Origin of the sequence: Myceligenerans crystallogenes, assembly GCF_039529775.1 — a bacterium.
Taxonomy (GTDB): Bacteria; Actinomycetota; Actinomycetes; order Actinomycetales; family Cellulomonadaceae; genus Myceligenerans; species Myceligenerans crystallogenes.
In genome coordinates, this window is record NZ_BAAANL010000001.1 from 1,117,407 (window position 1) to 1,138,656 (window position 21,250).

The 21,250-nt window shown below is 71.2% G+C and carries 17 protein-coding genes and 2 tRNA genes; 7 read left to right on the plus strand and 12 right to left on the minus strand.

The window, feature by feature from the left end; genetic code table 11:
• Window positions 1–195: 195 nt before the first annotated feature.
• A complete protein-coding gene (locus ABD208_RS04550) occupies window positions 196–1,671 on the plus strand; it encodes a hypothetical protein (protein ID WP_344099921.1) in 1,476 nt (491 codons plus the stop codon).
• A gap of 43 nt (window positions 1,672–1,714) precedes the next feature.
• On the opposite strand, the gene ABD208_RS04555 is transcribed toward ABD208_RS04550, so the two are convergent.
• Window positions 1,715–1,966, minus strand: coding sequence for an acyl carrier protein (locus ABD208_RS04555; RefSeq protein WP_344099923.1), 252 nt, complete (start codon window positions 1,964–1,966; stop codon window positions 1,715–1,717).
• A 125-nt stretch (window positions 1,967–2,091) separates the two neighbouring features.
• Entirely contained in the window at window positions 2,092–5,892 is a 3,801-nt protein-coding gene (locus ABD208_RS04560) for a hypothetical protein (protein WP_344099925.1), read from the minus strand.
• A 489-nt stretch (window positions 5,893–6,381) separates the two neighbouring features.
• Here ABD208_RS04560 and ABD208_RS04565 point away from each other — a divergent pair, with 489 nt between their 5' ends.
• Both ABD208_RS04565 and ABD208_RS04570 read left to right on the plus strand, forming a co-directional pair.
• Window positions 6,382–7,011, plus strand: a complete 630-nt coding sequence (locus ABD208_RS04565) for a hypothetical protein (RefSeq protein ID WP_344099927.1) — start codon at window positions 6,382–6,384, stop codon at window positions 7,009–7,011.
• A 274-nt stretch (window positions 7,012–7,285) separates the two neighbouring features.
• Entirely contained in the window at window positions 7,286–8,839 is a 1,554-nt protein-coding gene (locus tag ABD208_RS04570; protein ID WP_344099929.1) for a PepSY-associated TM helix domain-containing protein, read from the plus strand.
• 27 nt (window positions 8,840–8,866) lie between these two features.
• Here ABD208_RS04570 and ABD208_RS04575 read toward each other — a convergent pair whose 3' ends face one another.
• Window positions 8,867–10,150, minus strand: a complete 1,284-nt coding sequence (locus tag ABD208_RS04575; protein WP_344099931.1) for a DUF418 domain-containing protein — start codon at window positions 10,148–10,150, stop codon at window positions 8,867–8,869.
• A 151-nt stretch (window positions 10,151–10,301) separates the two neighbouring features.
• On the opposite strand from ABD208_RS04575, the gene ABD208_RS04580 reads away from it, so the two are divergent.
• Window positions 10,302–10,880, plus strand: a complete 579-nt coding sequence (locus ABD208_RS04580; RefSeq protein ID WP_344099933.1) for a GtrA family protein — start codon at window positions 10,302–10,304, stop codon at window positions 10,878–10,880.
• A 19-nt stretch (window positions 10,881–10,899) separates the two neighbouring features.
• Here ABD208_RS04580 and ABD208_RS04585 read toward each other — a convergent pair.
• Window positions 10,900–10,973 (minus strand) — tRNA-Pro (locus tag ABD208_RS04585).
• Window positions 10,974–11,163: 190 nt separating this feature from the next.
• On the opposite strand from ABD208_RS04585, the gene ABD208_RS04590 reads away from it, so the two are divergent.
• From ABD208_RS04590 to ABD208_RS04600, 3 genes are all read left to right on the plus strand, one after another.
• Window positions 11,164–11,234 (plus strand) — tRNA-Gly (locus tag ABD208_RS04590).
• A gap of 194 nt (window positions 11,235–11,428) precedes the next feature.
• The gene (locus ABD208_RS04595) at window positions 11,429–12,814 is read left to right on the plus strand and encodes a tyrosine-type recombinase/integrase (RefSeq protein ID WP_344099935.1); all 1,386 of its coding nucleotides are present in this window, start codon (window positions 11,429–11,431) and stop codon (window positions 12,812–12,814) included.
• Between the two features lie 132 nt (window positions 12,815–12,946).
• The gene (locus ABD208_RS04600) at window positions 12,947–13,315 is read left to right on the plus strand and encodes a helix-turn-helix domain-containing protein (protein WP_344099937.1); all 369 of its coding nucleotides are present in this window, start codon (window positions 12,947–12,949) and stop codon (window positions 13,313–13,315) included.
• Between the two features lie 615 nt (window positions 13,316–13,930).
• Here ABD208_RS04600 and ABD208_RS04605 read toward each other — a convergent pair.
• The 8 genes from ABD208_RS04605 to ABD208_RS04640 all read right to left on the minus strand — a co-directional run bounded on the left by ABD208_RS04605 (window position 13,931) and on the right by ABD208_RS04640 (window position 21,172).
• Window positions 13,931–14,224 carry a hypothetical protein gene (locus tag ABD208_RS04605; RefSeq protein WP_344099939.1) on the minus strand — a complete coding sequence of 98 codons (294 nt, stop codon included), beginning with the start codon at window positions 14,222–14,224 and terminating at the stop codon, window positions 13,931–13,933.
• 226 nt (window positions 14,225–14,450) lie between these two features.
• A complete protein-coding gene (locus ABD208_RS04610) occupies window positions 14,451–15,719 on the minus strand; it encodes a hypothetical protein (protein WP_344099942.1) in 1,269 nt (422 codons plus the stop codon).
• A gap of 67 nt (window positions 15,720–15,786) precedes the next feature.
• The gene (locus ABD208_RS04615) at window positions 15,787–16,470 is read right to left on the minus strand and encodes a hypothetical protein (protein ID WP_344099944.1); all 684 of its coding nucleotides are present in this window, start codon (window positions 16,468–16,470) and stop codon (window positions 15,787–15,789) included.
• Between the two features lie 53 nt (window positions 16,471–16,523).
• Window positions 16,524–17,597: a hypothetical protein gene (locus tag ABD208_RS04620; protein WP_344099946.1), complete on the minus strand. Its 1,074-nt coding sequence runs from the start codon at window positions 17,595–17,597 to the stop codon at window positions 16,524–16,526.
• A gap of 28 nt (window positions 17,598–17,625) precedes the next feature.
• Entirely contained in the window at window positions 17,626–18,735 is a 1,110-nt protein-coding gene (locus ABD208_RS04625) for a hypothetical protein (protein ID WP_344099948.1), read from the minus strand.
• Window positions 18,735–19,523 carry a hypothetical protein gene (locus ABD208_RS04630; RefSeq protein ID WP_344099950.1) on the minus strand — a complete coding sequence of 263 codons (789 nt, stop codon included), beginning with the start codon at window positions 19,521–19,523 and terminating at the stop codon, window positions 18,735–18,737. Before ABD208_RS04630 ends, ABD208_RS04625 begins: the two co-directional genes overlap by 1 nt.
• 13 nt (window positions 19,524–19,536) lie before the next feature.
• Window positions 19,537–19,980 (minus strand): single-stranded DNA-binding protein, encoded by a 444-nt coding sequence (locus ABD208_RS04635; protein WP_344099952.1) that lies wholly within the window; start codon window positions 19,978–19,980, stop codon window positions 19,537–19,539.
• A gap of 235 nt (window positions 19,981–20,215) precedes the next feature.
• On the minus strand, window positions 20,216–21,172 hold the full coding sequence (locus tag ABD208_RS04640) for a hypothetical protein (protein WP_344099954.1): 957 nt from the start codon (window positions 21,170–21,172) through the stop codon (window positions 20,216–20,218).
• Between the last annotated feature and the right edge of the window lie 78 nt (window positions 21,173–21,250).

Genomic DNA, 21,250 nt, shown 5'->3' on the forward strand with positions numbered 1-21,250 from the left:
CTTACAGATAGGTAAGTATTCTCCCGGACGCGTCCTCGCGCGGGGAGGGCGGCAGGCTTCCGCCGGTCGCTCCCGAGGAACCTCCCGGAGACACAGAATTTACATCGGCGCAGGTAGAACGTGTCCTAGTCTGGTCTTACGTCGGGCGATGGTGCGTCCAGGGGGCGGCGTAGGTCTCAGCGTTTGGAGCGCACGGTGATCGAAACCTCGAACGACCTTCCGGTGTCCGGCCTGCAGGATCTCTCCAACGAGTCGCGCATGATCGTCGCACCCTGGAGCAGGCTGATCCGTGGCATCGGGCTCGGCCAGTACGTGATCGACTTCGACCCCGCGATCGCGGGACACGTCCGCACCACGTTCGACCAGCTGTCCGGGAAGCTCGGGGGTGCTCAGCCCTACGCGGACTTCTGCCGGCAGCTGGCGGAGTTCACGCTGCTGGTCGCCGACCCGGCGCACGCGGTGAACCAGGCCGAGATCCTGCGGTCCGTGGGTCCGCTGCTCGACGCCGCCCGGGCCGAGCCGAACCCCTACTTCCGGGCGATGGCGGGCAGCCTCGTCATGGACACGTTCGCCAAGCTCGGGGTCGACCGGTCGCTGCTCGTCGACGGGACCCTGGACTTCCCCGCGGAGGTCCTCGCGGTGCTCGACGAGATCGCGCCCGACGGGATCGCCGACGAGAACCGCGGGCGTCACGGGGACTACGAGCGGCTGTCCGCGAGCTCCACCGTCTTCCTCGCCATCGGGCAGCTCGGCCTGCGGGAGCGGCTGGTGACACCGGAGCGCAACCACGTCGTCGAGGGCCTGGATCTCCTGGAGAACATCCCGGCGCCCTACTTCCGCGGCCGGGCCGGCTCGATGTTCCTGAGCGTCGTCACGCTGCTCGGGTACGACGAGTACATCTTCGACGGCGACCGGGACTACATGCGCGAGACGCTCGAGTACATGGCGCGGGCGGACGAGATCGGCATCTTCCCCGCGTTCCCGCAGGCGATCCCGACCGAGTGGAAGAAGGCGTACCCGCTGCTGACCATGCTGAACGCGATCGCGATGAGCGGCAGGGCCGAGTACCTGCGGACGCCGGTCGACTGGCTGGCCGAGGCCCGGACGCTGCTCGACGCGGTGCCCTGGGAGGACCGGGTCCACATGAGCCAGTACTACGTGACGGCGCTGCACAACCTCGGGCGCCTCGGGGACGAGCTGCCGGACCTGGACTCGTACATGGACGAGGTCGTCGCGGTGCTGGACCTCGTCGATCCGGGGGCGAACTTCTTCCCCAGCGGGATCGCCTACCCGTACATCGTGGAACTCGCGATGCTGACCGGCCGGATGCACCTGATCCCCGCCGCCGCCCTGGAGCGCATGGCCGACGCGCTCGGCGACCTGGACCACGGCATCGACCGCGCGAACAACGCCTTCCCGGTGAGCTACGTCCTGAACGTCCTGGGCGAGATCGGCCGCCCCGATCTGATCTTCCAGCCTCGTGAGCGCTACGACGGCAGGTCGGCCATCGCCTGGGTGATCGACAACATCTCGGAGGCCGGCGAGGAGGAACGGCTGCGGCTCTACATGATCCCGCACGCCCTGCTGAGCTACGCGCTCCGGATGCGGGGCTCGGAGGCCCGCGAGACGGAACTCTTCGAGAACTTCCGGTTCGGTCTCGCCGCCCGCTGACCTCGTCCGGCGCCCCCGGCCCGGCTCCGGGCCGGGGGGAAGCTCACGACGTCGGCCGGGCGGCCTCGACCACCGCGTACACGCCGCGGAGGTCGACCATCCGGCCGACGTCGTGCGGTGTGACGGTGATCCCGAGGGTGCGCTCGAGGGCCCCGACGATCTCGACGAGCACGAGCGAGTCGGCGCCGTGGTCGGCGAGGAGGTCCGTCTCGGCGAGGCACGCCGGGTTGATCTCCAGCATGTCCGCGATCAGGTTCCTGATGTAGCGCCTGGTGGTCTCCTCGGAGTCCGGCATGCTCGCTCCCTTGCGGTCCGCGGCCTGGCTCGTCGAGGCAACCTTAGGGCTCCGGACCCGATATCGGCTATCGGGTCCGGAGCCGCGGTGGCCGCCGCGCGACGGGCGGGGCCGGGCCGGGAGACTCAGGAGAGCCTGGGCGCGGGGACCCCCAGGAACGAGGTGCGCCGGCCTTCGAGGAGGTCGGCGGCCCAGTTCAGCCACTTGACGCCCTCGCAGTAGATCGCGACCGGCCGGCGCTGCACGTCGTACGTGTCGACCATCGTGCCGTCGAGCTCCGCCTGGAAGTGGAAGGGCGGCATGGCGGTGAAGTGCGTGCCCATCATGAAGACGAACCGCACCAGCCAGTAGGGATCCTCGGCGGGCACCGGGGACGTCCCGTCCGGCGTTCCGGCCGCGCCTCGCATGACCCGGGCGAAGTGGTCCTCCATACCGCGGGGGTGCTCGGGATCCACCTCCTCGCCGTGCTCGACGACGTCGCGCACCCGGTAGGCGCGCTGGAACGGGTTTCCCTCGTCGAACGCGATCCGGACCTCCGGCGCGCGGCCCGCGCCGGTCCGGACGTCGAGCTGGAAGTGCTCGAAATGGATCTCGTCGTAATGGCCGATCGAGTTGTGCCAGGGCTTGTTGTCGTACATCGGGTCGTCCACGGTGTCCCGCCCGGTGCTCCGGAAGCCGATGGCCCGCGGGTCCAGGAACTTGATCCCGAGGGTCCGGGCGGTGATCGCGGCGAGGGCCGCGTCGATCTCCCGGCGCGGGGCGCCCTGCTCGATCAGCTTCTGGGCCACCACGAGCGGCCGCGTGCGGCTGATCTTGACGTTCTCGGTGTTGGTGTCGCCCATGACCAGGGAGTGGAACCGGGGTTCGAGCACCTGGTGATGCGCGGGGTGGTCGCGGAACCACCGCACGAGGGCCAGGGCGTTGCGGAAGGTGTTGCCGTTGATCGTGATCGTCTCCGGGTCGAGCAGCGCGGGCCCGAACGTGTGCGGGGCCGTGCGCCGGCACAGTTCCAGGCGGTCCTCGATCTTGCGGAAGTAGGACTCCTCGAGCGTCCCGGCCGGCACCGGGACGCGGTTGACGGTGTGGACGTGGTGGTCGAGCACGTCGTAGATCGCCCCGTAGATCCGCGCGACGACGGCCGGCGGCGGCGACCACCGCTCCACGTACCGGCTGACCTCGGCGCCCTCGACGAAGCTCATCTCGTAGATGACCTCCTGACGGGGCCGGCCGGTCTCGTCGCCGGGCGGCGCGGGCAGCTCGTGTTCGAGCACGTCGAAGACCTCGGGGAAGTACGGTTTCACCGGTTCCGGCAGGTGCCGCAGGTACTCGGCCTGCTGCCGGGCCTTGGCGAAGGGCGGCAGCATGACGCCGGTGCCGTCGGGGCGCCAGGCCGCGGTGACGAGGGCCTCGCTCAGGATCTTGCGCACGACGACGCGCGTGCTGCCGTCCCGCACCAGGAACATCGTCATGGACTCGCTTCCACCCGCCCCGAAACCCACGACCCGCTCGTCCGCCTTGATGTAGCCGCTGATCGTGGTGCTCAGGATCCGCCGGCCCTGGGCGTGCCGCAGGATCATCTTCTTCTCGGTGGTCAGGCCGAGGGCGGAGAGGTCGTCGAGGTGGTCGAGCGCGGGGTTCACGCCGCGGGCCGACACGTCGAGATCGGACCGCAGGGTGACGGAGAACCCGCCCTCGCCGTCGCGCGGGACGCGTCCGAGGCCGGTGGCGGCGGGATCGAACCGGACGGTCCAGGTGTCGCCCGCGAGATGCGACCGGTCCCGGTGCCCCTCGAAGGCTCCGCCGAGCACGATCGCCCGCACCGCGAAACCGAGGTCCCGCCGCGAGTACAGCGGTACGCCGTCGGGCGAGATCACCGGGGTCACCGCATCGCGCATCGTGGCGGTGAGCCGGTCGACGGCGGCGCGGAGCGCCGCGCGGTCGGTGCTGCCGCGCAGCACCAGATCGTGGACGACGACGACGTCGGCCGGCCCGGCGGCGCCCGACACCGCGAGCGCCGTGAGCCAGCCGAGCGCGTCGTCGCCCCGCAGGTAGCGGTCGCGCTGCGCCACGACGGACGGGCGGCGCAGGCGCAGCAGGTGGTACAGCGTGTACTGGTAGGCGATCCTGTCGGCCGAACCCGTCCGCGACGCCCCGGGACCGGACGGCGTCGCGGCGATCAGCTCCGCCAGCTGGTCGTGGACCATGCGCGCCAGGGGCTGCCGGGCGACCATGTGACCCAGCTGCCGCTGCATCGTGCCGTCGTCGACGTGCGACAGGCCGTCGAACCGGATCACCGTCGTCTCGGCGCTCAGCACGCCCTCGACGTGGCGGCTCGACGGTACGCCCCGCGCGTCGAGCGTGCGGAGCTCGGCGTAGGTCCCCTTCGGCCCGCCGGGCTCGCCGGGGCGTCGTTTCCTCAGCCGGGCGCGCAGGACGAGCTCGCCGGATCCGACGTCGACGCGGTTCCGGTACGCCCAGGTGTGCTGGAAGGCCTCCAGCAGGCGGTAGTAGGCGGGGGATCCGTCCTGCTCCGGCCGGAGCATCTCGCGGACGATGATCCTGCCCAGGGCGCGGACGGTGTAGTCCTCGGTGAAGGAGCTCTCCGCGCAGGAACGGAAGATCGCCCGCAGCATGTCGTGGTGGCGCGGTTCGAGATGTTCTCCCGCGGGCCGGGTCCGCTCGAGCTCGCGCCGGAGTCCGCTGACGCCGTTGATCGTCCGGAAGATCCGGGCCGTCTCGGCACCGGCGCCCGTGTAGGCGGTCACCGGGGTCTGCAGGTTGTTGTCCTGGAGCAGCTCGACGGACCGGCCGCCCGGGCCGAGCTCGACGGCCAGGTCGGCGTGCAGGGTGTCCAGGATCTCCGACGTCGCCCGGGAGTCCATGACCTGGTCGGTCATGGCGAGGATGGCCTCGCGCACCTCCGCCGCGGTGGTGAGCACCGCGGGCCGGTGGTTCGCGATCAGCGGGACGCGGGGAACCCCCACCTCGATGCCCTGGCGGTCCATGAACTGCTCCAGCCCGGTACGGACCGCCCGCAGGCGCCGGGAGTGGGCGAGGAACGTCGTCGGCTCCTTGAGCTCGGCGACCTGGATGCCGTCCAGACGGGCGGCCAGCCGGCCGAACGCCGGCATGACGGCGCCGCGCACGTAGACGTTCGTGCGGGTCGCGGAGTAGCGCTTGTGGATCTCGACGTCGTCGACGGCGAAGTGGCGGCCGATCTCCTCCAGCGCCCCGGCGAGCGACTCGGGCGTCCCGCTGACGCCGATCACGTGGAAGGGCTCGGGGACCAGCGGCCTGCCGGCGGCCCGGCGGGGCAGGTAGGCGGACAGCTCGCGGGCGATCGGCTCGCCGTCGCGCAGGCCTTCGGCCGCGACCAGCGACAGGGGCGTGAAGGCGCGAGCGATCCGGACCCCGGCGGCGACCGAGATGCTGCCGCTCGCGACCGCCGAGGCAAGGATCCCGAAGCTCTCGCCGGTGTACGCCCGGAACGTCAGCGCCGTTCCGCTGCGCTCGGCGGTCGCCCGCAGGTGCGCCTCGAAGGCCAGGCTGTGTGTCAGGACCTGCGCGCCGATCCGTGCCTGCCGTTCCAGGCGCCCGGAGCCCGCCGGCATCTCGAGGACGCTCTCGGGCGGCTTGCCGGGGCTCAGGGCATGCGCGGCCTGCCGGTACACGCTCGTGACCTCGTCGATCCCGGTGTCGAGGAGGAAGCGGCCGAGGTCGCGGTACGCGGCGCGGCTGCCCAGGCCGGGGAACACCCCGACGAGGCGCGCCTGGCGGCCCTGCGCGAGGTACTCGGTGATCGACATGGGGGATGCCGGCACCCAGTCGTGCCGCAGGGCCGCCGCGAGGACCGAGCGCTCGGGATCGGCGTGGCGGAGGTCGAGCTCGTCGTGGGCGAGGGGGGCTGTCGTGGTTCCGTGAGTCATGGTGCACACTCCTTGAACGCGGAATGGTGCGGTCTGGGGGATGAGGCAGATCCGGCGTGGTTGCCGGGACGTGCATGACGGAACGTCGCCGCGGCACACCGGCGCGCGGCGGGAGGAGCCGGGAGTCCCGTTCCTCGCGTAGATCTAGTGGGGGGTGCGCCTAGAGACTTGCAGACAACAAATACCACTACATGCCGTTTATGTATCGTCGGTGTTAAACGCTGGGGTAGCTCCGCCTGGCCTGCCAAGCAGATGTCCGGAGCGTTCGCGGCACGGCCGGGCCGCAGGTCAGGGTGGTGCGATCGACAGGAGTTCATCGCAGCACGTGGCGCGGCCGGACGCCAGGAAAGTCGGGGTGATTCTGAGCGGCCGCCGTCCGCCGCACCCCGGGCGGACCGGGCCCGGCTCCAGCCCCGGGCCCGCCGTTAATCGCTTCGGGATCACACACCCTGCCGTGCCATGTCGGTGGCGAGGTCTAGATTGCCCTCCATGGCCACGGACCTGCTGCAGGCGGCGCACCTGACGCGCACCGCCCTGCTCGCGTCCGTGTCGTTCGCGCTCGCCGCCGGCGCGCACCTGCTCGGCGGGGGCACGCTGCCCGGCGTGCCGGGCCTCGTGCTGTGCGCGGCGCCGACCCTGGTCCTCGCGGGGATCTGCGGCCTGGTCCGGGCACGACTCTGGCTCGTGATGCTCTTCTTCGGGGCCGTCCAGGTCTTCCTGCACCACGGATTCGCGCTGCTCGCCGCATGCGAGCAGCTGGGACACGGGCCCTCCGCCGATCTGACCCACGGGATGCCGCCGTCGATCCCGGCGGTCCTGGCCATGCTCGGCGATCCCGGGCATCACCTGACCGGGGAGTCGCCGCAGCTGCTCGCCGGCCACGGCCTGGCCGCCGTCGCGACGTCGGCGGTCATCGTGCTCGCCGAGCACGCCGGGATGATGGCGCTCCGCCTCTGCGCCGCGATCCTCCCGGCGCTCGCGGGCCGGTTCCGGCCGCTCGTGGCGACCAGGCTCCGGGTCCGGGGCGTCGTCGTGCGGCCCGACGTGACGCCATCGTCGCTCGCCCGCGTGACGGCCGATCCCCGGCGGGGGCCGCCGCCGGTCCCGGCCGTGGCCTGAGCGGTCGCGCGCGGAGCGGGCCGGGCGCGTCCCGGTGGTCCCGGCAGGGGCGTCACCGGATGGTCTCGGCGCCTGATCCTGCGTCGTCGTGACCCGGCGGCGTCGTGATCCCTGCGTTGTGTCGACCCTGCGTTGTGTCGACCCCGCGTCGTCGTGACCCCGATCCACGGCCTGACGGCATCTTCCCCCTTCCGTGCGTGACGTGCGCGTTCCGCCCGTGAGCCCACGGGCGACCGCGCGTACCCTCGCGCTGCCCAGAAAGCCCTGGTGACACATGTCTTCGTCGACCCTGGAAACGACCAGTCCGCCGCCCGGCGCGGCGCCGGACGCACTGCCGGACGGTCCCGGCCCTACCGGGCCGCCCGGCCGCGGCGGCCTCTGGCACTACCTGCGCCCGGTCCTGCTGCGCCTGCACTTCTACGCGGGCATCCTCGTGGGGCCGTTCCTGCTGCTCGCGGCCCTGACGGGCCTGCTGTACGCGTTCTCCCCGACCCTGGAGGACGCCGTCCACCGCGACGTGCTGTTCGTGGCCGACGTCGCGGCCGAGCCCCTGCCCGTCGCCGACCAGGTCCGGGCGGCGCGTGCCGCGTACCCGGACGGCGTCGTCGAGAAGGTGGTGCTGCCCGGCGAGGACGACCGCACCACGCGCGTCCTGATCGCCGCGGACGACGTCGCCGAGGGCATGAGCCGGACCGTCTTCGTCGACCCGTACACCGCCGAGGTCTCCGGCGCGCTGGAGACCAGCGGGGACAAGCTGCCGTTCCGGTCCTGGCTCGCCGACCTGCACACCAGCCTGCACCTGGGCGACCCGGGCCGGATCTACTCCGAGACCGCGGCGTCGTGGCTGTGGGTGATGGTGCTCGGCGGGCTGGCGATGTGGATCGCGCAGGTGGCGCGGCGGCGCAAGCTGCGGGCGCTCGTGGTCCCGGACGTCGCGGCGGCCCGCGGCCGGCGCCGGACGATGTCCTGGCACGGCTCCGTCGGCACGCTCGCCGCGCTCGGGCTGCTCGGGCTCTCGGCCACCGGCCTGACCTGGTCGGTGTACGCGGGCGCGAACGTCGATGCGCTGCGCGCGGCGCTCGCGTGGGAGACGCCGGCGGTGGACACCACGCTGACCGGGCCGGCGGACGGCGGCGCGGGCGCGCACGAGGAGGGGCACGGCGGGGCCGGCGAGGCCGCGGCGGGGCATGCGGGGCACGGCGACCACGCGGCGTCGTCGGACACGGCGGCGGACACCGAGCTGTTCGGCGGGCCGCAGATCGGCGTCGGCGTGACCGGCGTGCTCGCCGCCGCGCGGGCCGAGGGCCTGCGCGACCCGCTGGAGATCGTCCCGGCCGCCGAACCCGGCGAGGCCTGGACCGTCATGGAGGTGCGGCGCAGCTTTCCCACGCAGCGGGACGCGATCGCCGTCGACCCGATGCGCGGGCTCGCCGTGGACCGCGTGGACTTCGCGGACCACCCGATCGCCTCCAAGCTCAGCCGGTGGGGGATCGACCTGCACATGGGGCTGATGTTCGGGATCTGGAACCAGCTCCTGCTCGCGGGTGTCGCGGCGGGGCTGATCACGCTCGTCGTGATCGGGTACCGGATGTGGTGGCAGCGGCGGCCGCGGGGCGCGGACCGGTTCGCCTTCGGGCGGCCGATGCCGCGCGGCGGCTTGCGCAGGGCGCCCCTGTGGCTCGCCGTGGGGCTGCTCGCCGTGGCGGCGGGGATCGGCTGGTTCCTGCCGTTGTTCGGGATCTCGCTGGCGGCGTTCCTCGTGGTGGACCTGCTGGCGGGGGTGCTGGCGCGGCGGTCGGCCGCGCGGCGGGCCACGGCCGGAGCGTAGCCCGCCGCGCGGATCGGTGCGGGAGGGTCAGGCTGCGGCGGCCCGGCGGTACGTGAGCCGCCGCAGCAGGACCTCGGCGGGCCCGCGCAGGCCGCGCTTCTCCTGCCAGACGGCGAACGCCAGGGTCAGGCCCCACACGGCGATCGCGTACAGCAGCATGGACGAGGACGTCAGGTGCTGGCCCAGGCCGAGCCCCCAGGCGGTGAGCACGGGCGCGCACAGCACCGACTGCAGCAGGTAGCACGTCAGGGACCGCTTGCCCACGGCCTGGATCGCGCCGGCGACCGGCCCGTCCACGTCGAGCGTGGTGCGGGGTCCCGCGGCGGGGGCCGGGGTCCCGGAGCGGCGCCGGGCGACGGCGTGGCCGATCAGGCCGAACAGCGCCACGTAGCCCAGGCCGCCGAAGAGTCCGGTGGTGATCTGGGTGAACATGAACATCCACTCCGCATGGCGGGGGATGTCGATCGCGCCGACGTGCATGAGCGCCTGCGGCAGGGCCCCGGCCCAGGCGACCGGGATGCCGATCGCCGCGACCCGGCGCAGGAGGGGGAGGTGCTCGCCCGGCGTCTCCAGGATGCGACGGCGCCCGGCCCAGAAGGCCAGCAGGATCATCAGCGGGACGACCAGGCCGGCGACGCCCTGGCCGAGGGCGACGAACACCCAGGTGCTCAGGCGCGCGGGGATCGACGCGAGGTAGGAACCGGCCGTCATGGACTGGTCCTCGGACGACGCCGCCAGGTCGGCCTGGATCTGCGCGGCGATCTCGGGGGGTGCCTGCGCGGTGAACCAGCCGCCCACGATCGCCAGGGCGGCGGTGAGCGTCAGCAGGCCCAGCAGCACCCACGCCCACGCGATCAGCGTGCGGTCCTTCCGCCGCAGGAACAGCCACACCATGATCAGGCCCGCGATGCCGTAGGCGCCCAGCACGTCGCCCATCCAGAGCAGCGCCGCGTGCACGAAGCCGAGGACGAGGAGCCACAGGTTGCGGAGCTGGAGCAGACCGTGGGCCTGCGCCTCCGGGGTGCCGGCGGCGGTCTGCCGGGAGTAGATCTGCCACATCCCGTAACCGAACAGGAACGCGAACATCGGGTAGGTGCGCAGGTCGACGACGGTGATGACGAGGAAGTCGATCGTCATGTCGAGCCAGGAACCCTCGGCCGGATGGCCGCCGGCGAAGGTGTGGCTGCGGCCCCAGAGGTAGAAGGGCGTGTTCGCGACGGCGATGAGCAGCAGCATGAAGCCGCGCGCGAGGTCGGGCGCGGGTGATCGCTCGGTGGCGCGGACGGGACCTCGGGTCAAGGTGGTGGACACCGGTCCATCGCAGCACGTGAGGTGGGTGAAAGCCAGGAAAGTCGCCGGCTTGCTGAGATACCCCTGAGATCGGCCGGATCTCACCCGCCCGATGAGGGTGAGGTCGCCGGAATGTCACCGGACGCCCAGGAGGCGGTGGCAAGCTTGCGCCGTGGCAAGTCACCCCGGTGAAGCCGTCCCAGCGGCCACTGACAGCGAGAACCACGCGGCCGAGGCCGCCAGCGAGAAGGTCGCCGAGCCGGGCGGGCCCCGGGACTCGGCGGCGGCGGCGCGCTTCGCGCGCTTCTGCGAGGCCGTCACGCGCCGGCTGCCGTTCGGGCTCTCCCGGGTGGTGCCGCCGACGCTGCTCGGGTTCGCGATCATCAACGGCAGCACCTTCAGCTTCGACCTGCTGCTCCTGACGGCGCTGCGCAGCGGGCTGGGATGGCCGGTCGAGGTGGCGTTCACGATCGCCTACTCGTGCGCGCTGGCGCTGGCGTACGTGCTGAACCGGATCTTCAACTTCCGGTCCCACGCGCCGGTGGGGAAGCAGGCGGTGCTGTACGTGGTGGCCGTCGTGATCAACTACGTCGCGCTCGTGCTCGGCGTCGGCGCCGGGCTGGCCGGGCTGGGCGTGCCGTACCAGCTGTCGCGGCTGCTGGCGGGGCTGTGCGAGGCGGCGTTCATGTACTGCGCGATGCGCTGGGTGATCTTCCGCGGCGAGCGGGGCCGGCAGGCACGGGAGTCCTGACGTCCTGCGAGTTCAGCTGTCGGGGTGACAGGATTTGAACCTGCGACCCTCTGCTCCCAAAGCAGATGCGCTACCAAGCTGCGCCACACCCCGAGTGCCCGGCCGGACCGGGCAGGCCCAGTGTAGTGCCACTGGTCACGAGCGCGACCACCGTGGCGTGGACCACGCCGGGCGGTCCGCGGGGGACCGGGAAGGTTTGCTATCGTTGGCCCGCGGTTCGACGACGGACGGTGCGCTCGGAGGGGTTGCCCCAACCATGGCATATACCGTCGTCGGGACCCACGCGGATGTAGCTCAATGGTAGAGCCTCAGTCTTCCAAACTGATTACGCGGGTTCGATTCCCGTCATCCGCTCCGACGGTGGGAGCGCAGGTCAGAGTAGGTTTCTGACCTGCGCTTCGCTGCTCTCCGGGGACCTGGAAGCTGGTGCCTGTGCCCTAACGTGCCCTTAGCTCGCAACGGCGAGGGCAGATTGGGTCTCTCCGATGCCAACCCCAACCGCATCGCCTGGCTCCCCCGCGTCTGGCGCCAGCGCCTCACCTGGGGGCATGACGTCCCGACGACGGGCGCCGCGAAAGCGATCCGCATACGGCAACATCCGCGAGGTTCACCCTGGCCGGTGGCAGGCCCGCTACACCGGGCCCGACAAGAAGCGCCGCCCGATCGGCACGTTCGGCAGCTACGAGGAAGCGAACACCGCTCTGGCGACTGTTCTCGCTGACGTCTATCGGGGCACGTACCGTGAGCCCGAGGCCGGCGACGTCCTCCTGAGTGACTACGCGCGGACCTGGCTCTCCGTTCGCGAGCTCAAGCCCCGGACTCGACGTGGATACAGCGACCTGCTGTCGCACTGGATCCTCGCGCCGCTCGACGTGCCCGGCACCGCCCGCACGATCAACCTCGGCGAACTGCCGCTGCGTTCGATCACTCACGGCGTGATCACCGAGTGGTACGGCGCGCTGAAGGTGGCGACTGCGGCCTCGGCGAAGGCATGGCTGGAACGGTCGACCGGGCCGTCCGACGCGGCCAACGTCCGGGCCTGGGCGCGACAGAACGGACAACCGGTCAAGGACTCTGGGCGGATGCCGGCGACGCTGTGGAACGGTTGGCGTGCCGCGGGATCGCCGCAGGTCGTCGAGACGGTCGAGCGATCCGATGCCGTGACAGGACGGACCCAAGCGGCCCGCGCGTATTCGTTGCTCCGCACCATCTGCAACGATGCGGTGCGCGACCGGCACATCGATGCCAACCCATGCACGATCCGCGGGGCGGCACAGACTCGACCAGCCGAGCGCGTCATCCCCGCCGGGAGCGTCGTCGACAACATCGCGGCTGCCTGCACGGGCGGGTCGGAGCGTTACAGGGCAGCGGTTGTTGTCGCAGCCTGGTCCGCGCTACGGGCTGGCGAACTCTTCGCCCTGCGACGTCAGGACGTCGAGCGGACGGCGTCCGGCGGAGTTCGGCTTCGAGTTCGCCGGGCGATGGTCGACGAGCCAGGTAAGCCGGTCTCGTACGGGCCACCGAAGTCCGAGGCAGGGAAACGCCCCGTCCACCTTCCACCTCCAGCCGCCCGAGCTCTCCTGACGCACCTCGAGAAGTTCACGGGCCCCGGCCCGCAGGCGCTGGTCTTCACCACGAGTACCGGGCGGCCCGTTCGCGGAGGCCAGCGCTCGCAGATGTTCCGACGGGCAAAGGCTCGAGCCGGGATGCCCCCAGAGATCCGCTGGCACGATCTTCGGCACCTCGCCGCGACACGGGCAGCGGAGGCGGGCGCAACACTGGCTGAACTGAAGCAACGCCTTGGGCACTCGACGGTCGCAGCCGCGATGATTTACCAGCACGCAACGAACGAAGGCGATGCTCGGCTCGCCGAGCGCATGGCAGCGTTGGACGGGGGCAACGTCCTGCCGTTCCCCGGCCAGCGCTACGCCTGAGGTCACGGCTCAGCCCGGCCCCAGGACCGGGAGTCGGGAGCCGCTTCGCCAAGCCAGCTACCGGACTGCGACGGCGCACACGGACAGCGGGCGGACACCTCATCGTGAGAGATCACACGAGGAGATGTCGCCATGCACCCCGAACCCATGCCGGTACCGGCCGACCGCCTGCTCGACGCGAAAGAAGCGGCCGAGCGTCTCGGGATCTCGCGCTGGTGGTTCGGGGAGCTCGTTCGTCGGGGCAGCATCGGCCCGTGCGTGAAGATCGGCAACCGTCTGCGGATCCGAGTCTCCGTACTCGATGCGTACCGCGCTGACCGACAAGGTAATCCCGATGACCCCTATCTCACGTACGACGACGTCGCCAGCTACCTCGGGATATCCGCATGGACCGCAGGCGAACTCGTCCGACACGGGGAGATCCCGGGGCGCCGCATCGGACGGCGTGTCATGGTGCTGCTTTCAGACGTCGATGCCTTCATTGCGCGTCACGCTGCATAAACCGCGAGCGCGTTAGATGCGCGCTGAGTCCTGCTGCGGCCAGGCGTGCGTGACGTGCTCCAAGCACTCGTGGAGTTCGACACCCGGCACGAACCCGGCGTCCGCGGTGGAGCAGGAGACGAGTGCCACGGCGCAGATCATCCCGCTCGCGGCGAGGTGGGCGGCGCGGGGGGCACCTGCACGTGGTGTAGCAGGTCCAGCCGGTTCCCGGATGTGGCCCGTGACCGTACTGAGGTCACGGGCCACAGCGTCGAGCGTCCACGGCATCGGTCGGAGGCGACAGGCCGGGGCTTAGAGGCCAGGGCTGTTCGCTGTCGTTGACGGTGGTGCGGGCCAGGGAGCCGGCGGCGCGGTGCGCCGGCTTCGCGCACGATGTCGAGTTCCTGGGCGGCGGCGTCGGTGACGGCGGCCAGGTTGATGGGCCGCCTGGGCGGGTCGTTCATGACGGCCGGATACTCGGGCGTCGGATAGCCGTCGTCCTCGTCGACGTGGACGTGACCTTCGCTGATGCGTGCGTGGAGACTGCCCGCACGGATGTCTCGGACTTTCGGAGGCTGGGTTGTCGGGTTCGTGACCCCGAGGTGTGCGGTGGGGTTCCGCGGCGACCGGGTCGGGTCATCGTCGGGTGACGGCGTTGGCCCAGACCCACGCGAAGCCCTCGTGCCGGCCGGAGCGGTGCAGGTAGCGGACGTGCACTTGGCGGTCGGTCCAGGCGATCGCGTGTCCCTCGGCGCGGAACTCGCCCGACACCTTGGCTCGGAGCCATACCAGAACCGGTAGAGGCTCGGACGCTTCGACGATCCGCTCGCCCACCCGGGCGGAGTGAGGTGCTTCCTCGGCACGGTCACTGAGCGGGACCTGCGGCAACACCGCGCGGCCCTTCGAGCCGGGCATCCGACGTTCACCCATGGCGCGCTGCCCACCTTGCAGATCGATCGAACACTTGTTCGCATTCTAGCGTGACATCCCGCTGCCGGGACTCGTGTGGCTTTCTCCGGCGTCGATCGGTGCCGCCGGACCGTCGCGGAGTGCCACCCTCGTGAAAGTACGAGCGGGGTCCTTGCCCGAGCGGGCCGGCACGACGGGCGGGACATGGCCTATACGTTTCTCTCGGTTGGAGGACCACGCGTCCAGGTCACAGGATTCCCGTCCCGTGTCGGCGGGAGTCGGGAGACGCCGTTGCGGGCGGTTCGTAGCCGACGGATTCCTGCTTGGGGCGGTTTTGCGGGCTCGGTTTTTGTCCGGGTCCGGAGCCGCGTGCGAACGGGTCGATGGCGCGGATGCGGGCGTCCCAGTGGGTCTGCCGGGGTGAGGCGGCGTGGCGGGCCTGGTCGGTGATCCATGCTGCGACCTGGTCGGCTGGCATGTCGAGGCGGAGGCCGGAGTCGGTGATGCGGGTGAGTTCGTGGCTGGAGAAGTGCCATGTGGAGTCGAGTTCGCCGTCGATGTCGGCCTGGTCGGGGGCGCCGTCGGATTCGCGGGACCCGAAGGAGATCGTCCAGACGCTGCCGTATCGGCTGTCGACGGAGCCGGGAGGGTCGGCGACGAGTTCGGCGGCCAGGATATAGCGGGCGACGTTCGCGACGGTGGTGTCGATGAGTTCCTTGACGAGTTCGTCGGCTGCTTCGATGGCGTGGCGCAGTTCCTGTCGCGGGGAGGAGTGCGGGACCGGGACGGGCGTGTCGAACCGGTCGCGGATCGTTCCGACTGCCTCTGAGGTCGGGACGAAGCCGTTGGTCTGGAGGGCGTGGGCGAGCTGGTCGCCGCGATGCTGGGAGAGCAGGTGGTTGAGCAGTTCACGGACTTCGATCCGGTGCAGGATCGGGTCGGTGATGTGCCCGTACATGTCGATGCTCCACCACGCTGCGGGGTGGTCGGGATGACGCGTCGTCTGTGTCTCAAAGTGTTGGACCAGGGCGTCCTGGATCGGGTTGGGTGCGGTCGGGCGGCTGGCTACGATGCCGCGGTTGGCGAGCTCGTCGTGGATGAGGACTGCCTGGTAGGCGGCTTCGGCTTCCTCGGCTGGTGTGGGAATGATCGTCCCCCAGCGGGTGCCGTCCTCGTCGGAGACGATCTCCTCACGCCATCCGCGGCCCATATCCTTCAGAACGCTCCGGGCGAAGTCGGGGTCGTCGACGACTGCCTGCACATCGCCGCGCGCCTGAAGCAGAGCGTCGAGCCCGAACGGACGGATCGGGTCCGGGTCGACGGTCGTGCGCTGCGCGGCTGCTTCGGCGTAGACGGCGGCGTCGTACTGCACCTGTTCCTCGTGGATGCGCGCGGCGGCCGCGAGCCGGGCGCGGTTCGCGGCGGCGTCGCAGCCCGGGATGCCCAGCGTCAGCGCATCAGGGCGCGACATGGCGAACATGTCGCGGCGGGTCAGGGGCTGCTGCGGCCCGCTCATCGCAGAGCCCCGATATGCGGGCAACCTGCGGGGACGTGGCGTGTCTGGGGTGGTTTCGCTGCGATGCTCATGGCTCCCAGGTGTGCGGCGCGTCCCACTGGCCGCCCGGGTTCACAACCTGGGCCCCGAGAGCCCCTTCGCCGGGTTCACTGTTACGGACGGACCGGTCTGCGCCTGCCGGAGCAGCCGTGGGCTTGCGCGCGGTGGCGCGTGGACGCCGGGTCGGGCGCTGTCCGTCTGGGCCGGCAGCGAAGGTGCAAGAGACCTGTTCGCCGTGGTGCACCCCGGTGCAGGTGATGGTGGTCAGGGTGCGGTCCGTGCGTGTCAGGGCGCGGCGGGAGCTGGTCTCCAGGACGTCGATGGCGGACCCTTCGATCGCCTCGTAGTGGTCACCGAGGTCGGTGACGGGCACGCCGGGGAACGCTTTGGCCCACATGCGCAGGTACAAGCCCGTTACCGCAGACGTGAGTGGTGCGGTCAGGCTGGCGTCGCAGCATGCGCAGCAGATTTCCGCGGCGGTGCCAGGGCGGGTGTCGGCGCCGATGGCGAGCCGCTCCAGCAGTTCCCGGAAGTGTGAGCGTGCGACGAACTCGGTCGACATCAACGCGTGGGTCGGGGTGAGCAGTGCGAACCCGTGGAAGAGCAGATCGCGCTGTGCGGGATGGCGGCCGATCGCGGCCGCGATCTCCTGCTCGGCCCATTTCGCCTGCGAGAGGGGACCTTCGGCGAGACCGATGGCTTCCCGCAGCACTTCCGACAAAGGCTGTGCGCCGGGGGCGGCTCCATGTCGGCCTGCTGGCGCGGTCACAAGGAAGGCCCGTTCTGATATGTGCCGACCCGGGGATGCGCAGGCGGCTGGACGGGTCCCGCACGGACGCCGGAGTCGTTGACCGGTCCCGTCGACAGGTCGTCGGCGGCGGCGCGACGGGCGTCATGCTCCTGTTCCTGCCGCTGGAGTCCTTCGACGGCTCCGTCCCGGACGGTGTCGTGCGCCTGGCGCGGGTCGAAGTTCGACTCCAGCGCGGACTGGACCAGGTGTGTGAGCCGGGCGATCGGGTCCGCGTGCCGCAGGAGACCCACGGTCTTGGGCGTGTGCCAGCAGGCGAAGTAGGTGGCGGCTGCAGCCAGGGTGGCAAGCAGGGGCTGCTGGCGGGCCGGGGCGGCACGGAACGTGCGCACGAGCGCCTCGACCCGGTCGTGGCGAACCCCGCCGTCGAGGGTGTAGGCCAGGATCACATCGCGGATCACCAGGTCGGTGGTGGCCAGATGCGCCAGGACCCGCATCTGGCCGATCTCGTCCGGGCCGCCGTCTGCGACGCGTTCCAGCACGTCCTGGGCGAGCCCGGCGCGCTGCCGCGGCGCCAGGGCCGCGAGCCGGTCGGCGGTCTGGTCGTCCAGCGGATCGAAGGCCGGGACCCGCAGCGGCGCCACCGAGGCTTCAAGATCCGCCGGGGACCCGGCGGGGATCGGGAACCCGGCCACGACCAGCTCGGCGGTCAGGTCCGGGACCGGCTGCCCGTGCGTCCACTTGCCCTCCAGAGCGCGCCAGACGCCGTCGTGGACGTGAACGGGCATGACGAGGCTCGGCATGGTGGCCCGCAGCCCATCGGCCAGTGTCCCGGCGCGGGCCCGACCGTGGGGCCCGAATCCGACGACGATCAGGCTCGCCGGCGGTTCGGTGCCGGCCAGGATGCGGGTGACCTGGTCGGCGATCCGTTGAGCGTGCACGGTGTCGTCCCAGTCCAGCACGATGTGCACGATGTCCTGCCGGTTGGCCTGGACCGCGCCGACCACGACCTGCTCGTCGGCGATCTCGTGGCCGACAGTGAAGGGGATCTTGGCGAGGTAGTCACCGATCTGATCGCGTGAAGTGTCCATGACCTGCTCCTTCGAAGACGTTTCTCGCTTACCGGGTGGGGCCGATCCCGTCGTCTGGGCGCGGCGCTGCTGGACCTGGTCCCGGGATCTGTGGCTCCTGGCTGGCGGCGTCGCGCAGGCGAGAGATCTCCCGTCGGGCGGAGTCGAGGTCGTCGTGATGCACGAGCGTGTAGTCGATGGGCGCGTCCACGTCGAGGGACCGCTCGGTCGCTGCGGTGAGCCCTGTCCGCCGGGCGTGCGCGGTGACTGCTGCGAGGCCGGCGGTCAGGTCCCGGTTGAGTCCGAGCCCGGAGGCGTGCACGACGAGTTCGGCCTGCCCCCACGGCGTCGCCCGGGCGGAAAGACGGCCAAGGACCTGGTGGGGGTTGTGCCGGAAGTAGTCGTTCACGCGCACCCACTGCCCGCCCACCGTCCGAGTCGGAGCCCGCAGAAACTGATGCGGCGCCAGGGGCGTTCCGTCATGGCGACGCAGCACGAGCAGGTCCACGACGGCGTCGGTGCCCGGGTCCTCACGCAGTGCACCCGACGGCAGCCGCACCGCTCCGACGAGTTCTCCGAACTCGGTCAGCAGCCGGCGCGCGTCGCTGTCGGGGCCGTCCATGACGTCGTGCGAGACCAGGCCGACGGTGAACCCTCCCGGTTCGGTGTTCGCCAGACAGCCAACCAGCCCGAGGATCTGCTCGACCCTGCGACTGGCGACCGCATCAGCTCGGTGCAGAGCGACGTCGCAGTACCCGGGTACCGCGACCACCACGTCGTACCGGTCCGGATCGCCGCTGCCGCCGTGCCAGGCGCGCAGGCGCAGGTTCGGGTGCGGCGCCAGCCCCGGCCGCCGCGGAACGGTGGCCGGGATCGTGGCAGTGAATCCGGCGCGCTCGCCCGGGGGCAGGCGGCGTTCGTCCACTGGAACGCCGGCGAACAGCTCGGCGTCCTGCCCGAGCACCAGCATCTGCCCGCCGCCGATCCCGAGGTCCCGCAGGGCCGTCCAGACCTTGCGGGCGATCAGGGTGTGGGCGGGCGCGGTGTCGGTGGTGTCGTGGTCGTGCATCGCGACCAGGTCGGCCCGCATGGCGGACTTGGCTCGCTCGTCGTCGCCGAACTCACGATCGAGTTCCCGTTCGAGGTCGTCGTCGAACATCACGACCGCCTCCGCGGCGCCAGCCTGCCTGCGAGCGTCGGCAGCGTCGCCCGGACCTGGTCCTCCACCGCGCGGCGCGCGGCGAGGTCACCGGCCAGCCACGCCTCGAAATCGACGACCCGGTCAACGACCGGGATCGTGACCGCCGCGTCCTGCCAGGAGCCCGTGGTCCCGTATCCGGGTTCGCCCGGCCAGAGCGTCACCTGGGTGGGCCGGTCCTCCGCGAGCGTGGTTCCCGACTGCCCGATCCAATCGTGCAGCCGCCGCAGCGACTCGGCCAGTTCGCGGTGCCAGGCCACCGGCGCGAGCGCGGACGCCTCGGAGTCGTAGGAGGCGAGCCAGGCGGTGTGCAGGGCGGACAACTCCCAGCGCAACTCGGCGTGCCGATGCCACAACGGCGGAACCTGAGCGACACCCAAGCCGTAGTCCCGGCGCAGCCAGTCGACCCAGTCGTCCAGCGCGCGCCAGTAGAGCTCGGCTTCCGCGCTGGTCAGGGCACGCAAGTTCATCGGCTGCACCGGAATCAGACCGTCCAGACCTGGCCCCGACGGCGAACCCGCGCGGGCTACACCGGAGCCCGCCGAAGCCCGGTCGTCCGCGTCGTCGTCGGGCTTCAGGCCGATGACGTCGGCAGGCAGCGCGAACCTGTCGGCGAGGTACGCATCCAGCAACGACTCGGCCTCACGCGACGACGCCGCGTCGCTGTCTTCGAGAGGGGTGTCGTCGATCGCGTGCGGTCCGACGGCGTCGCGATCGGATTGGTGGCGGGGCTCAAGGTTCTCGTCCACGGTCCGGTTCCCCTTACGCGCTGCGGTCGTCCGCACGGCGATCCACAGCGGTCCCTGAACCCGCCGGCTGCAGGGCGGGCCCGGTAGACCGGGCGCGCACGGGGCGCGGGCGCGACCGGCGCAGCGTGTAGCTCGTGCGGGTGGCGTCGTGCCCGATCCGCCGCGCGATGAACGACACCGGCGCGTTGCTGCGACTCGCCTCGAGCCGGCCGGAGGCGACAAACCAGTCCCCGAACCGGAACCGCTGGCACAGCACGGTGGCGACGGCGTCGAACGTCACCAGCTCGACGGTGACCGGTTCGGGCCAGCTCGCGTCCGGCCCAGCGTGGCGTGGCCGGCGCGGGAAGACGTGGACTCGGACACGTACGTAGACGGTGCCGGAGCCGGTCTCCCGCAAACGCGGAGCGTCCGCGAGCCGTCCGGTCAGGCTGGCGGACACCGGGATCGGGATGGTCATGGCTGAGCCTCCTGAGTTCGCGGCGCGCCCGGCGGGCGCGCTCACGATCCAGGTATGCGGGCCGTGTCGCCGCGAGAGCGTCCACGATCGCGTCCGCGGGTCACGGCGCCGGGCTGTGACGACTCAGCTGACCGAGGACAGCGCGCCGCGGCCGCACAGCTCACCGGATGACGCGCACCTCGTCGACGCCCACGCCGTCGGGCATCTCCTGACCATCGCGGCGTCAGATCCAGGCCTACCCGGTGATGTCGATGGAGCGGTCCCATTGCGTCGCTGGTGTCGCGAAGGTATCGGCGTCGGTGAGAAGGATTCGGCAGTCGCCCAGGACAGGCCAGTCTTGCCAGGGCAGCTCGAGCGCCTCGAGATCGCCATGTAGCCGGGCGATGTCGCCACCGGTGCCGTAGGCGAGCGCGAGGTGGGCGTCGGGACGCGGGTCGGGGACCTGGTCGGCGCCGAAGACCACCCGGAGCGCCGCAGTGGCCGCGGCCGCGTAGGCATAGATCAGCCGTCCGCCTTCGGGCTTGTCGTCCTCGGGGACCTCGCAGCGCACCCCGTACGCGGCGACTCGGGCCGGCTCCACAGTCCTGTCGGTGAGTGTCGAGATTGGATCGAGGTCGGCGAACCGGGTTCGGAGCTCGTCGGCGACGTGCTGCCGGGCCTCGGGCGTGATCGCGGCCGCGACCGGGGCACGGAGCCAGGACAACGTGGCATGGACCTGGTGGGCCGGCACCGGCCGTAGAGCGTGCTGCCAGGCGTGCATGACCAAGCCATACTCCTCGGTGAGCTGGGGTCCGACCTCTGGAACCAGCAGCACATGCAGCCTGGCGCCCTCTGGCTCCCAGCGGCGATCGGTGTAGAAGTCACCCATGTCCCGCTGCCGGAGCCGCGACATCCACCAGGCCCGACCCAGCGTAAGGTTGTCAATCCACCGGTCGGCCCTCGCGCACGCCGCCGCTTCGCTCAGCCCGAGCCTCGAATCCAGAAGTCGATCAACTCCTTCGCCGGGCACGGCCAAGAAGGCATGCCACTGGTTCGGCAGATCCCGCCGACCCTTCAGGTCGACGATCTCGGGCCCATCATCGGGAGGCAGCCAGCGAGCCTCGACCGTGGTCCCGTCATCGGCGACGACGATCCAGCCCGGCCTCGACGCCAACTCCGCAAATGACTTCGGAATGCCCTCACGACTGCTCATGGCGCCTGAGTCTGGCACGGGACCATCGGTCCACGAACTGGCTCACGCTGCGGCCGCGCGGATCACGAGGTGCCGCGC